At 70.9% G+C, this 13524-nt stretch carries 13 protein-coding genes; 6 read left to right on the forward strand and 7 right to left on the reverse strand.

Annotated elements, in window-relative coordinates; genetic code table 11:
• The 6 genes from ABD056_RS04670 to ABD056_RS04695 form a co-directional block, all read left to right on the forward strand.
• On the forward strand, positions 1-511 hold a 511-nt coding region (locus tag ABD056_RS04670; protein ID WP_425545006.1), incomplete at its 5' end, for a hypothetical protein.
• A 58-nt stretch (positions 512-569) separates the two neighbouring features.
• Positions 570-1355, forward strand: a complete 786-nt coding sequence (locus tag ABD056_RS04675) for a hypothetical protein (protein WP_343864891.1) — start codon at positions 570-572, stop codon at positions 1353-1355.
• Between the two features lie 273 nt (positions 1356-1628).
• Positions 1629-2537, forward strand: coding sequence for a bacteriohemerythrin (locus tag ABD056_RS04680; RefSeq protein ID WP_343864893.1), 909 nt, complete (start codon positions 1629-1631; stop codon positions 2535-2537).
• Between the two features lie 88 nt (positions 2538-2625).
• A complete protein-coding gene (locus ABD056_RS04685; RefSeq protein ID WP_343864895.1) occupies positions 2626-3258 on the forward strand; it encodes an NUDIX hydrolase in 633 nt (210 codons plus the stop codon).
• Between the two features lie 98 nt (positions 3259-3356).
• Positions 3357-4301, forward strand: coding sequence for a glycosyltransferase family 9 protein (locus ABD056_RS04690; RefSeq protein ID WP_343864897.1), 945 nt, complete (start codon positions 3357-3359; stop codon positions 4299-4301).
• A gap of 128 nt (positions 4302-4429) precedes the next feature.
• The gene (locus ABD056_RS04695; protein WP_343864899.1) at positions 4430-5767 is read left to right on the forward strand and encodes an alanine/glycine:cation symporter family protein; all 1338 of its coding nucleotides are present in this window, start codon (positions 4430-4432) and stop codon (positions 5765-5767) included.
• 28 nt (positions 5768-5795) lie between these two features.
• Here the strand turns inward: ABD056_RS04695 and ABD056_RS04700 are convergent, their stop codons facing one another.
• From ABD056_RS04700 to ccoG, 7 genes are all read right to left on the reverse strand, one after another.
• On the reverse strand, positions 5796-6569 hold the full coding sequence (locus ABD056_RS04700; protein ID WP_343864901.1) for a putative metalloprotease CJM1_0395 family protein: 774 nt from the start codon (positions 6567-6569) through the stop codon (positions 5796-5798).
• Between the two features lie 113 nt (positions 6570-6682).
• Entirely contained in the window at positions 6683-7570 is an 888-nt protein-coding gene (gene panC, locus ABD056_RS04705) for a pantoate--beta-alanine ligase (protein ID WP_343864903.1), read from the reverse strand.
• Between the two features lie 5 nt (positions 7571-7575).
• Positions 7576-8457 carry a 3-methyl-2-oxobutanoate hydroxymethyltransferase gene (gene panB / locus ABD056_RS04710; protein ID WP_343864905.1) on the reverse strand — a complete coding sequence of 294 codons (882 nt, stop codon included), beginning with the start codon at positions 8455-8457 and terminating at the stop codon, positions 7576-7578.
• A 78-nt stretch (positions 8458-8535) separates the two neighbouring features.
• Complete coding sequence (ccoS, locus tag ABD056_RS04715) at positions 8536-8778, reverse strand: cbb3-type cytochrome oxidase assembly protein CcoS (RefSeq protein WP_343864907.1); 243 nt, start codon at positions 8776-8778, stop codon at positions 8536-8538.
• A 74-nt stretch (positions 8779-8852) separates the two neighbouring features.
• Positions 8853-11219, reverse strand: coding sequence for a heavy metal translocating P-type ATPase (locus ABD056_RS04720; protein ID WP_343864909.1), 2367 nt, complete (start codon positions 11217-11219; stop codon positions 8853-8855).
• 34 nt (positions 11220-11253) lie between these two features.
• Positions 11254-11757, reverse strand: a complete 504-nt coding sequence (locus ABD056_RS04725) for a FixH family protein (RefSeq protein ID WP_343864911.1) — start codon at positions 11755-11757, stop codon at positions 11254-11256.
• An 84-nt stretch (positions 11758-11841) separates the two neighbouring features.
• Entirely contained in the window at positions 11842-13338 is a 1497-nt protein-coding gene (gene ccoG / locus ABD056_RS04730) for a cytochrome c oxidase accessory protein CcoG (RefSeq protein ID WP_343864913.1), read from the reverse strand.
• Positions 13339-13524: the final 186 nt, after the last annotated feature.

Consider the following 13524-nt stretch of genomic DNA (forward strand, 5'->3'; position numbering starts at 1 on the left):
CCGGCCCGACCCCGCCGTGCTGCTGCGCCAGCCGACGGCGCTGCGGGAGGCCGAGGCGGTGGCGGCGGAGATCGACCTGCCCTTCGCCGCCTCCTTCGCCTGGGCCCGCATCGGCGATGCCTGGCGCGGCCTGGGCGATCCGGCGGCGGCCCGCAGCGCCCTGGCGCGGGTGGGCGACGACTCGTTGCGGGTGGAGGGATTGCAGCGGCTGGCGGCGGCGCCCGCCGCCGCGCCGGCCGAGGCCGCCGCCCTGGATGCCGAGGCGGAAACCATCCGCACCGCCATGCTCGACCGGGTGGCGCGGGTGCGGCTGGGAGCGTTGCGGGCCGAGCGCCTGCTGGCCTCCGGCGATGCCGCCCTGGCGGAGGCGGCGCGGCTGGCGGTGGACGATGCCCTGGCCGTCCGCAACCCGTGGAACCGCGCCCGCGCCCTGGTCGCCGCCGCCGCCGCCGTGCGGGCCGCCGCCGCACACGGGGCGACGCTGCCGCCGCCGGCCACCGGCAATCGCTGACAAGGCCGGCCGGCGGCTGTATCCTGCGCCGCTCCGTCAACCGCTGCCCGGGGACTCCATGCTGCTGCCCGTCGTCGAGATCGCCGCCGAAGCCTACCATGCCGTCTGGCGCTTCCGCCGCGTCCTGGCCGACCGTGCCGCCGTGCCGCTGGCCCTGGTGCTGATGGCCGGCATCGTGGAACACCTGCTGACCGGCTCCGCCACGGTGGCGCCGCCGCCGGGGCTGGAGGACGACCCCGCCGGCACCGGCAACGGAAACGGCGGCGGCGGGCCGGGCATCATCGGCATCGCCTATTTCCTCGCCTCGCTGCCGTTCCTGGTCAGCTGGTACCGCTTCATCATCGACGGCCCGCTGGGGCTGGAGGGGCGGCCGCTGTTCACCTTCGGCCGCCTGGAAGGGCGGTTCCTCCTGTGGGCGGTGGTGCTGGCGCTGGTGGTGGCGGCCCCGATGATCGTCGCCGGGGCGGTCGCCATTCCCTTTGCCAGCGGCAATATCTCGGCCCACCAGCTGCCGGTGCTGCCGCTGCTGCTGGCGGTGTTCTTCTTCATCCTGCTGATCCTCGCCAGCCTGCGCCTCAGCCTGATCTTCCCGGCGGTGGCGGTGGAGGAACCGGCCTCCTTCGCCCGCGCCTGGGAAATGAGCAAGGGCAACTCCCTGCGCATGCTGGCGCTGGCGGCGGCGGTGCATCTGCCGGCGCTGTTTTTCGGGGGCATCCTGCAGTTGATGGTGATCGGATTCGGCCTGCCGTTCTCGGTGTTGCTGTTCACCGATCTCGCCATCTCCTTCACCATCATGGCGCTGGGCGCCACGATGTTTGCCGAAGCCTATAAGCGCCTGCGTTAAATAAGATTTTCCGCACTTTCGAGACCTTCGCGACAGTCCCGGGGGAGCAATTGTCGACACTCGACAGTCGCTGATATTTCCCCCTGTCCTCCGCCCTTGGTCTGAGATCCGGCCGTATACCCCCAACCGACGCCATATCTACACCGAAAGTCCATGAAGATTTTAGCCGTTTTGCTATCATGTCGCGCTTGAACAGCAGAGCGGGGCACCGGGCTGTGCGGCTGCGGAAAGCTCCGCCGGAGGATGCGTCCATTCGGGCCTGTGGGGGACAACATGGCTTTTCTGGAGTTCACCGACCAGCTGAAGGTCGGGTTCGCGCTCATTGACGACGATCACAAGATCCTCATCGACCAGGTGAACATGCTCGCCGAGGCCATGAACAATGGCGACGAGCAGGACACCATTTCCAGCGTGCTGAACGTGCTGATCGACTACACCGAGTTCCATTTCGGCCGCGAACAGGAACTGATGGTGAAGTCGAACTACGACCTGTCGCCCGGCCACCTGAAGGAGCACTCGGTGCTCGTCAAGCAGGTGGTGGAGATGCGGCGGCGGTTCGATGCCGGCGAGATCGGCGTCAAGGACCTGCTCGCCTTCCTCAAGGTCTGGCTGAGCCAGCACATCCTGAAGTCCGACAAGGCCCTGGCCGCCCACCTGCTGGCGCAGGACGCGCCCATGGTGGTCGCCAACAAGTCGGTGGGCGACGGCGACATCGACTGGCGCACCCTCAACGTGCTGGTGGTCGACGACCAGTTCAACTTCCGCTCGCTGCTGCGCAGCCTGCTGAACACCCTTGGCGTCACCAAGATCTACGAGGCCAAGTCCGGCCCCGAGGCGCTGGAGGTGATGGCCAACTTCCCGGTCGACGTGGTGCTGGTCGACGACGGCATGAAGCCCATGGACGGCCTTGCCTTCACCAAGGCGGTGCGCACCGGCCAGGCGGGCGTCGATCCGAAGACGCTCATCATCCTCATGCCGTCGAGCGAGATCACCAAGGACTACCTGGTCAAGGCGACCAACTCCGGCGTCCACGACCTGGTGGTCAAGCCCATCGCCACCAAGACCGTGCGCGGCCGCATCGAGCGGCACCTGCGCAACCCGCTGCCGTTCAAGCAGATCGGCGGCATGCTCATCCCCGTGCGGCCGCCGGCCCCGGCCGCCGGCGCCCAGGCCCGCGCCTGAGGCGACTCCGTCCTGCCTGCTGCGGCCGGCGCGTGACCGCGCGCGCCGGCCGTGGCATTCTGCCGTCCCGCCAGCGCAAGGAGACGGCATGGAACCGAAATGGCTGACCTGGGCGCGCGAAATCCAGGCCCTGGCCCAGTCCGGCCTGGCCTTCAGCCCCAACCCCTATGACCGCGAGCGGTTCGAGCAGCTGCGCCGCCTGGCGGCGGAGATGCTGGCCGAGCAGACCGACACCCCGGCCGAGCGCATCGAGGCGCTGTTCATGGAAGAAACCGGCTATGCCACGCCCAAGGTCGGCGTGCGCGGCGCCGCCTTCCGCGACGGCCGCATCCTGATGGTGCGCGAGGTCGCCGACAGCCACCGCTGGACCCTGCCCGGCGGCTGGGCCGACGTCAACCAGACCCCGGCCGAAGGCGTGGCGCGCGAGGTGTGGGAGGAAACCGGCTTCACCGTCACCGTGCGCAAGCTGGCCGGCTGCTACGACCGCCGCCGCTTCCCGCCGCCGGCGCGGCCGGTGCCGTTCTACCTCTACAAGCTGTTCTTCCTGTGCGACATCACCGGCGGCACCGCCACGCCCAGCCTGGAAACCAGCGAGATCGGCTTCTTCGCCGAGGACGAGATCGACGGCCTGGACCTGTCGCACGGCCGCGTCACCGCCTGGCACATCCACCGCATGTTCGCCCACGCCCGCGACCCGCTGCTGCCGGCCGACTTCGACTGAGGCCGCCGCCGCAGCGCCGGCACCTGCCGTTGGCGGGTGGCGGCGGCGGTCGCCATGGGCTATAGACGCAGCGATTGCCGCCTGCTCACGGATCGCCCATGCCTGCCTCGCCCCGGCCGCTGCGCCGCATCCTGGTCATCAAGCTTGGCGCCTTCGGCGACTTCGTCGTCGCCCTGGCCGCCATGAAGGCCATCCGCGCCGCCCATGCCGGGGCCGAGATCACCCTGCTGACCACCCCGCCCTTCGCCCCCATGGCGCGGGCGAGCGGCCTGTTCGACATGGTGCGCGACGACGGGCGGCCGCGCGGCCTGCTGGCCCAGCTGCGCCTTGCCTGGGGGCTGCGGGCCGCCGGCTTCGACCGCGTCTACGACCTGCAGCGCAACGACCGCGCCCGCCTGATGTTCCACGTCATGCGCCTGGGGCGGTCGGGGCTGGAGTGGAACGGCATCTTCCCCGGCGCCAGCCATTTCATCGCCGACCCGCGCGAGCCGCGCCGCCATGCCGCCGTGCGCTATGCCGACCAGCTGAAGGTCGCCGGGCTGACGGTGCCGCCGTGGCCCGACCTGTCGTTCCTGGCCGGCGACCTCGCGGCCCTGCCGGTGCCGCCGCGCTTCGCCCTGCTGGTGCCCGGCGGCGCGCCGCAGCGGCCGGCCAAGCGGGCGCCGGTGGAGACCTATGCCGCCGTCGCCCGTCATCTGGCGGCGCGCGGCCTCACCCCGGTGCTCATCGGCACCGACAAGGAGGCGGCGGAGCTGGATGCCATCGCCGCCACCGTCACCGGCGCCGTCAACCTGCGCGGCCGCACCGATTTCGGCCAGCTGGCGAGCCTCGCGCGGCTGGCGGCGGTGGCGGTGGGCAACGATACCGGCCCCATGCACCTGATCGCCGTCGCCGGCTGCCCCAGCGTGGTGCTGTTCTCCGCCGAGTCGGACCCGGTGGAATGCCGGCCGTGGGCGGAGGCGGTGACCACCCTGCAACGGCCCGACCTGCGCGACCTGCCGGCGGCGGAGGTGACGGCGGCGGTGGACGCCCTCGCCCGCTGACCCCTCGGCGCGACTGACCGGCGGCCGGGGCGGTTTCCCCTTCACCGCCCCGAAACGGCCCTTGTGCGGCGCGCGCGCGTTGTGCATCCCGGTGGCCTGTTTTCGTTTTACGCTACAGGGGACGCTCCATGGACGTCGAAACGCTGCTCAACGCCGTCTCCGGCTTCGTATGGGGGCCGGTGATGCTGGTGCTGCTGCTCGGCACCGGCCTCTACCTCACCGTCGGGCTGAAGTTCCTGCCGCAGCGCAAGCTGTCCTACGGCATCCGCATGACGCTGGCCGGCCGCACCGCAAAGGCCGAGGACGAAGGCGACATCAGCCCGTTCCAGGCGCTGACCACCGCCCTCGCGGCCACCGTCGGCACCGGCAACATCGCCGGCGTCGCCACCGCCATTGCCCTCGGTGGGCCGGGGGCGGTGTTCTGGATGTGGGTCACCGCCCTGGTCGGCATGGCGACCAAGTATTCCGAGGCGGTGCTGGCCGTCACCTACCGCGAGACCGACGCCCAGGGCAACTACACCGGCGGCCCCATGTACTACATCCGCAACGGCATGGGGCGGAACTGGGCCTGGCTGGCGTGGCTGTTCGCCCTGTTTGCCACCATCGCCGCCTTCGGCATCGGCAACACGGTGCAGGCCAATTCCGTCGCCGACGTGATGAACACCACCTTCGACATCCCCAAGGGCTGGACCGGCATCACCCTGGCGGTGCTCGCCTTCCTGGTCATCATCGGCGGCGTGCAGCGCATCGGCCAGGTGGCGGAAAAGCTGGTGCCGCTCATGGCCATCATCTACGTGCTGGGCGCCCTGGTGGTGATCCTGATCAATGCCGAGCAGGTGCCCGGCGTGCTGCTGCACATCGTCACCGACGCCTTCACTGGCACCGCCGCCACCGGCGGCTTCGCCGGCGCCGCCGTGTGGGCGGCCATCCGCTTCGGCGTGGCGCGCGGCATCTTCTCCAACGAGGCCGGCCTCGGCTCCGCCCCCATCGCCCATGCCGCCGCCCGCACGCGCGAGCCGGTGCGCCAGGGCACCATCGCCATGCTCGGCACCTTCATCGACACCATCATCGTCTGCACCATGACCGCCCTGGTGATCCTGACCAGCGGCGCCTGGACCACCGGCGAGACCGGCGCCGCCCTGTCGGCCACCGCCTTCGCCCGAGGCTTCGAGGGCGGCGAGCTGATCGTCACCTTCGGGCTGGTGGTGTTCGCCTTCACCACCGTGCTCGGCTGGGCCTATTACGGCGAGCGCACGGCGGTCTATCTGGTGGGGGTGCGGGCGATCCTGCCCTATCGCCTGCTGTGGGTGGTGGCGCTCTACGTCGGTGCCGTCGCCAACCTGGAACTGGTGTGGCTGGTGGCCGACATCATGAACGCGCTGATGGCCATTCCCAACCTGATCGCCCTGGTGGCGCTGTCGGGCGTGGTGTTCGCCGCCAGCCGCGCCTACTTCGGCCGCAAGTAGCGGCCGGCTGGCGGGCCGGCGGGCCGCCTCAGGCGACCAGATCGAACCGCAGCGGCGCCGCCGGGGCGGCCATGGCGAGGGTGCCGCCATAGGCCGCCATGCCCTGCAGCAGCAGCGGCAGCGGCGGCCTACGGTAGGCGAGCGGCATCGCCGCAGCCACCGCACCGTCGCCGCCGTCTTCCGGCGTCGTCAGGGCGGCGGCGGCTTCGGCACGGTCCTGCTCGCGCTTGTCGGCGACGGCCTGCAGGCGCTGGGCGTCGGCCAGGGCGGCGACGCGGCGATCCTGCGGCGACGGCTCGGCCGGGGCCAGGGCGGCGGCCTTCACCACCTCCATCTTGGCGATGGTCTCCTCCGGCGAGCGGCCGGGGGAGACGTCGATGGGCACCTCGCCGCCGATGGCATAGGAGTGGCCGTCGGGGCCGCGCACGGTGTCGTAGCTGGCAGCGCCGGCATAGCGCCCGCCGACCGCCTGATGGGCCTGCTCATGGGCGCGGACTTCGGCATCGCGGGCCTTCAGCTCCGCCACCTGGGCCTGCTGCTCGGGCGTCAGGTCACCGGGCGCCGGCTCATCCGTCTGCTGGCCGATGGTCTGGGCGGCCACGGCGGTATCGCCGGCCAGCGGCGGCTGCCACGGCGCTTCCGCCTCCGCCTGCTGCTCAGGCGTCTGGCCGCCGCGGCGGTCCTCCGGGAAGGGAAGCTTCTGCGACTCGGGAAAGCGGTCGCCGGCCGGCCGCACCGGCGAGGGCGGCAGCGGGGTCGGCGGCGGCACGGGCAGCGGCTGCATGAGGGCGGGCGACAGCATGGCCCGGCATCCTCCCCACTCTGGCAGAACGATCGAAGCAGACTACACGGGTTGGCGGGAAGAATGAAGGGGTCGGGCCATCGCCGCTGTGATGGCCGTCATGCCGGCAGCGCTCAGCCGCCGCCGCGCACCCCGGCGGCGACGTTGTCGATCAGCCGCGTGCGGCCGAGGAACACGGCGCACAGCACCCGCACCGGCCGGCCGACGATGCCCTCCACCGGCTCCAGCGTCTCGGCGTCGCGGACTTCCAGATAATCCACCGGGCCGAACCCCAGCCGCCCCAGTTCCGAGATGCCCCAGGCGCAGGCATGGCCGGCGTCCTTGCCGGCATCCAGGTCGTCGGCGATCTGCTTCAGGGTCTTGTAGAGGTAGTTGGCGATGCTGCGCTCGCCGTCCGACAGATAGGCGTTGCGCGACGACATGGCGAGGCCGTCCATCTCCCGCACCACCGGCGCCCCTTCGATGCGCACCGGCAGGTCGAGGTCGCGGGCGAGGCGGCGGATGACCATCAGCTGCTGCCAGTCCTTCTCGCCGAACACCGCGACGTCGGGCTGGCCCTGGTTGAGCAGCTTGCACACCACCGTCGCCACGCCCTCGAAGTGACCGGGGCGGGCATCGCCGCACAGGCCGGCGGACACGCCCGACACCACCACGCGGGTGGCGAAGCCCTGCGGATACATTTCCTCCACCGTCGGCGCGTAGACCAGATGGGTGCCGGCCATGCCCAGCTTGAAGCGGTCCTGCTCCAGCTGGCGGGGGTAACGGGCGAAATCCTCGTTGGGGCCGAACTGGGTCGGGTTGACGAAGATCGACACCACCACCCGGTCGGCCAGCATCTTGGCCCGGCGCACCAGCGACAGGTGGCCTTCGTGCAGCGCCCCCATGGTGGGCACCAGCGCCACCCGCAGGCCCTCCGCCCGCCACGCCGCGACGCGGGCGCGCAGATCGGCGACGGTGGTGACGGTGTCCAGGGCGCGGTGGGCGGAAGCGGGCGCGGCCATGGCGCTCATCCTTTCTGCGACTCGGGGGCTTTCTGCGACTCGGGCGCTTGCTGCGACCCGGAAGCGGGCGCCTTGACGCCGAAGCAATGTTCCGGCGCCGGGAAGCGGCGGGCCTTCACCTCGGCGGCATAGGCGGCGGCGGCCTCGCTCACCTGGGCGCCCAGCTCGGCGTAGCGCTTCACGAACTTGGGCCGGAAATCGTTGAACAGGCCGAGGATGTCCTCGGTCACCAGCACCTGGCCGTCGCACTGGGGCGAGCCGCCGATGCCGATGGTGACGCAGGGCACCTCGGCGGTGATCTCGCGCGCCACCGCTTCCCAGGTGCCTTCGATGACCATGCTGAAGGCGCCGGCGTCGGCGATGGCCTGGGCATCGGCGCGGATCTGCGCCGCCTCGGCCTCGGTGCGGCCCTGGGCGCGGAAGCCGCCGGTGGCGTGGACCATCTGCGGCTTGAGGCCGATGTGGCCCATCACCGGGATGCCGCGATCAACCAGGAAGCGCACCGTTTCCGCCATCTCGGCGCCGCCTTCCAGCTTCACCGCCGTGCAGCCGGTCTCGGCCAGGATGCGGGCGGCGTTGCGGTAGGCCTGCGCCGGCCCCTCGCCATAGGAACCGAACGGCATGTCCACCACCACCATGGCCTTGCGCGAGCCGCGCATGGCCGCCTGACCGTGGGCGATCATCATGTCGACGGTGACGGCCAGCGTGGTTTCCATGCCGTAGACGACCATGCCGAGGCTGTCGCCCACCAGCAGGATGTCCACATGCGGGTCGAGGAACTGCGCCATGGGCGCCGTGTAGCAGGTGAGGACCACCACCGGCTCGCCACCCTTGCGGGCGGCGATGTCGCGCACGGTGACGCGCCTGGTCTGGGTCTGCGCGCTCAAACGTTTCCTCCTGTGAGAGGCTTGGTCGTTTCCTGGACTGGAGCGTCTTTTACCCGGTTCGGCGGCGCAGCAAAAGGTTCATGACGGCCGGTCCGCCGGACGAGTCGGGTCCACCGGCCCGGCGGTCGGGTCCGGCTCCGCCGGCCGGGCGGCCGGGCTGCCGGGCGGCGGCGCCTTCATGTCGTCTTCCTCGAACAGGATGCGGTTGGCCGCCCCGTCCAGATCGTCGAACTGCCCCGACCGCAGCGCCCACAGAAAGCCGCCCAGCCCCAGCAGGCCGAGCAGCAGGGCGACCGGAATGAGCATGAGCAGACTGTCCATCGCACCCTCGCGTCTCACCGTGCCTGCGCAACATAGGGCGCGGCGGCCGCCGAGGCCAGCCTTTCAGCCGCCGCTCACACCCGCCCGCGGGCGAGCCGCAGGGCGTTGACGATCACCAGCACCGACGACGACGACATGGCGACGGCGGCAATCAGCGGCGTCACGTAACCGGCCACCGCCAGCGGAATGGTCAGGCAGTTGTAGAGCAGCGACAGGCCGAAGTTCTGCTTCACCAGCTGGTCGGTGCGGGCGGCGACGGCGAACACCTCCACCACCGGCGCCAGCCGCACGCCCTGGAACACCACGTCGGCCGCCGTCTGGCTGACGTCCACCGCCGTCGACGGCGAGATGGAGGCATCGGCCGCCGCCAGCGCCGGGGCGTCGTTGAGACCGTCGCCGACCATGGCCACCACGTGCCCCTCGGCCCGCAGCGCCGCCAGCCGCTCGCACTTCTGTGCCGGGGCGGCGCCGGCCTGCCAGCGGTCGATGCCCACCGCCTCCGCCACCGCCCGCACCGCATCCTCGCGGTCGCCGGACAGCAGTTCCACCGTGAAGCCGCGCCGCTTCAGCGCCGCCACCGTCTCCACCGCGTCGGGGCGCAGCTGGTCGGCGAAGGCGAAGCGGACGACGCTGCCATCGGCCCGGCGCAGCCACAGTTCCGGCCCCGGTGCCGGCGGCGCCGGCTCGGCCGCCGCCTCCGCCTCGGTGACGGCGCAGAAGGTGCGGCTGCCGAGACGCACGGCGCCGACCCGCAGGCCGGCCCCCGGCACCTCCTCCACCCCCGCCGCCACGGCAGCGGCGGAGCGGGCGGCGACGGCGCGCGCCAGCGGATGCTTGCTGGCGCCGGCCAGGCTGGCGGCAAGGTCGAGGTCGGCGGTGGTCCAGGCGGCGCCGTCCGTCAGCAGGTCTGGCTTGCCGAGGGTGAGGGTGCCGGTCTTGTCGAACACGATGGTGCGGCAGACGTGCAGACGCTCCAGCGCCGTCGCCGTCTTCACCAGCACGCCGCCGCGCAGCAGGCGCCCGGTGGCCACCACCTGCACCACCGGCACCGCCAGCGCCAGGGCGCAGGGGCAGGTGATGATGAGCACCGCCACCGACGTCAGCAGCGCCTGCTGCCACGGCGCATCGGCGATGAACAGCCAGCCGAGGAAGGTGAGCAGCGCCGCCAGATGCACCACCGGCGCATAGCTGCGCGCCACCCGGTCGGCCAGGGCGACGTACTTGGCGCGGCCCTGTTCGGCCACTTCCATCATGCGGACGATTTCGGCAAGCAGGGTGCGTTCGCCCACCGCCGTCACCGTCAGGCGCAGCGGGCCGCTCAGGTTGACGGTGCCGGCGAACACCCGGTCGCCGGTCCGCACCGGCTGCGGCACCGACTCGCCCGAGATCAGGCTGGTGTCGATGTCGGACACGCCTTCCGCCACCGCGCCGTCGATGCCGACCCGCTCGCCGGCCGCCACCAGCACGGTCATGCCCGGCTCCACCCGGTTGGGGGGCACCATGCGGCGGGTGCCGTCGGCCTCCAGCACGGTGACCGAGCCCGACCCCAGCGCCAGCAGATGCTCGGCGGCGGAGCGGGCGCGGCCGCGGGCGCGGTGATCGAGGTAGCGGCCGATCAGCAGGAAGAACAGCAGGCTGACGGAGGCATCGAAGTAGGCATGGTGCTGGCTGGTGGCGACCTGGAACAGGCTCATGCCCGTCGCCAGCAGCACGCCGAGGGAGATCGGCACGTCCATGTTGGTGCGGCCGGCCCGCAGCGCCGTCAGGGCGGAGCGGTAGAACGGCCGCCCGGCATAGGCCACCGCCGGCACGGCGATGAGGGCGGAAATCCAGTGCAGGAAGTCGCGCGTCGCCCAGCCCATGTCGGCGCCCGACCACACGCTGACCGAAAACAGCATGACGTTGCCGGCGGCGAAGCCGGCCACCGCCATAGCGCGCAGCAGTTCCTTTTCCGCCTTCAGGCCCTCGCGCCCCAGGGCCTGGGGGTCGAAGGGCACCAGGCGGTAGCCCACCTGCAGCACCGGCGCCACCAGGGCCGCCGGCGCCCCTTCAGGCGCCGCCGCCGGGTCCCACTGCAGGGTGAGGCGGCGAGTGGTCATGTTGACGCGGGCCTGGGTCACCCCCGGCTGGCGGCCGAGCAGGGTCTCGATCAGCCACACGCAGGCGGCGCAGTGCATGCCCTCCACCATCAGGTGCAGGGTGCGGCGGCCGTCCGCCTCCTCCTGCACATGGGCGGAGACGTCCACCACCGCCTCGTCCTCCGGCTTCAGCGGCCGCACATCGGGGTCGATGCAGCGGCGGCGGTAATAGGCGTCAAGGCCCATGCCGTTGATGAGGGAATAGGCGGCCTGGCAGCCGCGGCAGCAGAACTCCGGCCCCGCCGGCGAACGCGGCGGGACCGGGCTGCCGCAGTGGCGGCATTCGGCAAGCTGTGCGGTCATGGCGATACTCTGGGCAGCCGGCGGGGCCGGTGCGTCACTTCACGAAAATGCGCTCGCGCAGGCGGAACTCGTCGTCGCCGCGCTTGGCAAGCAGGCGGACTTCCCACTGCCCCGGCTCCGGCAGCACCACCGTATCGCCGTAGCGGCCGGAGTCGCGGCGCGACAGGATGACCGTGCGGTCCTTGCCGGTCACCGTCGGGCGACGGATTTCCGCCTCCACCACCAGGCCGTCGAGGCCGGCGCCGCCGGCATCGGCCGCCGCCAGCATCAGCTCCACCGGATAGCCGGCGCCCGGCGGGTTGTGGGCCTTGGTCTCGGTGGTCAGGGCCAGCGACCAGCCGAGCGCCTTCTGGGCCTCTTCGCGGGCGATGGTTTCGTTGTACAGGCGGCCCTTCTCGTAGGCGTTCTGCGTTTCCAGCCCGTTGAAGGTGGAGGTGGCGAAGTAGGCCAGCGTCATGTTGACCGTGATCACCACCAGAAAGCCGGCGACGAAGATGTAGGGATACCACCAGCCGTCGGGCCGCTTCTTGCTGTTCATGCCGTACTCCTTGACGCAGCCGGCTGGCCGCGGGAGCGCCGCGGCCAGCCTGTCCTGTCAGCGATGATGCCGTGGCCGGGCGCCCTAGCGGCCCGGACCGGCGAACAGGGTACTATGATCCACCACTTCCTGCGTCACCTGATTGGTGAGCACGAAGTCGAGATCGGTGGAGCCGCCGTCCAGCGCATCGGGGGGCGCCGTGACGTAGACGCGGAAGGTGCCGACGCTGTCGCCCTTCACCGGCAGCAGCACGCTGGTCACCGGCTCGTCGGCGAAGCCGACCACGGTGAGGCGGGCGCCGTCGATGCCGTCGGTGGACAGCACGAAGGTCTGCTCGTCCGACTGCTTGTTGAGGATCTTGAAGGTGTAGCCGTTGCGGATCTGGCCGTCGGACAGCGGCACGAACAGCGGGCTGCGCTCGTGCAGCACGTTCACCTCGGTGGTGGCGCGGGTGGACATGGCATAGGTCATGATGGCGAACACCACCGCCAGCAGCGCCGCATAGGTGATGGTGCGCGGCCGCACGAAGCGGTAGCGGGGCTGCTCGCCCTTGGCGCGGGCCACCATGTTGTTGGTGCTGTCGTAGGTGATGAGGCCGCGCGGCAGGTTGAAGCGGTCCATGACCTGGTTGCAGGCGTCGATGCACAGGCCGCAGCCGATGCAGGCCAGCTGGCTGCCGTTGCGGATGTCGATGCCGGTCGGGCACACCTGCACGCACATGGTGCAGTCGACGCAATGGCCGCGGTCCTTGAACTGGTCGCCCTTCTTGGCGTAGCCGCGCGGCTCGCCGCGCCACTTCTCGTAGGTGACGACCAGGCTGTCCTCGTCGAACATGGAGGCCTGGAAGCGCGGCCACGGGCACATGTAGATGCACACCTGCTCGCGCGCGAAGCCGGCCAGCAGGAAGGTGGAGCCGGCGAACAGAGCCAGGAAGCCGTAGATGCCCATGGACGCCTGGCCGGTGAGGATGTCCATGGAGGTCGGGCCGGCGGGCACGAAGTAGATCAGCCACGTCCACGAGGTGGCGACCGAAATGGCCATCCAGATGACCATCTTCACGCTCTTGATGCCGACCTTGCGGGCGGACAGCGGCGACTTGTCGAACTTGATGCGCTTGTTGCGGTCACCTTCCAGCACCTTCTCCACCCACACGAAGATGTCGGTGAAGACGGTCTGGATGCAGGCGAAGCCGCACCACACGCGGCCCAGCAGGGCGGTGGCGAAGAACAGGCCGATGGCGCCGAGGATCAGCACGCCGGTCAGGTAGTAGATTTCCTGCGGCCAGATCTCGATGAAGAAGAAGTAGCCGCGGCGGCCGGCCAGGTCCATCAGGATGGCCTGATCGGGGGCCTCGCCCGGGCGGCTCCAGGGGATCCACGGGCCGATGAAGTAGATGCCGAGCAGCACCAGCGCCGCCAGCCACTTCAGGGAGCGGAACTTGCCCTTGATGTCGCGCGGATGGACCTTCTCATAGGCGGCGTAGAGCGAGACCTTCTTCTCGCCCTTGTCGCCCTCCGGCTTCTTGCCCGGCGGTTCGGACGGCGCAGGCGCCTTGTCCGTGACCTCGTTCGCTACGGCCATGGTATCCCGACCTCTCTCGTCACTGCCTCGGCCGGCCCCACACCGGTTCGGGCACATAAGGGGTAGTGCGACGGCGCCGATGGCGCAACCTGAACCGCGCGGAAGCGCCATGCCCCCGCATCAGGAGAGCCCGGCGTTTTCAGAATGCTGCGGTTCGGGGGCGCTTTCCGGCTTGTCCTCGCGACC

It is taken from the genome of Caenispirillum bisanense, from assembly GCF_039523075.1.
GTDB lineage: Bacteria > Pseudomonadota > Alphaproteobacteria > Rhodospirillales > Rhodospirillaceae > Caenispirillum > Caenispirillum bisanense.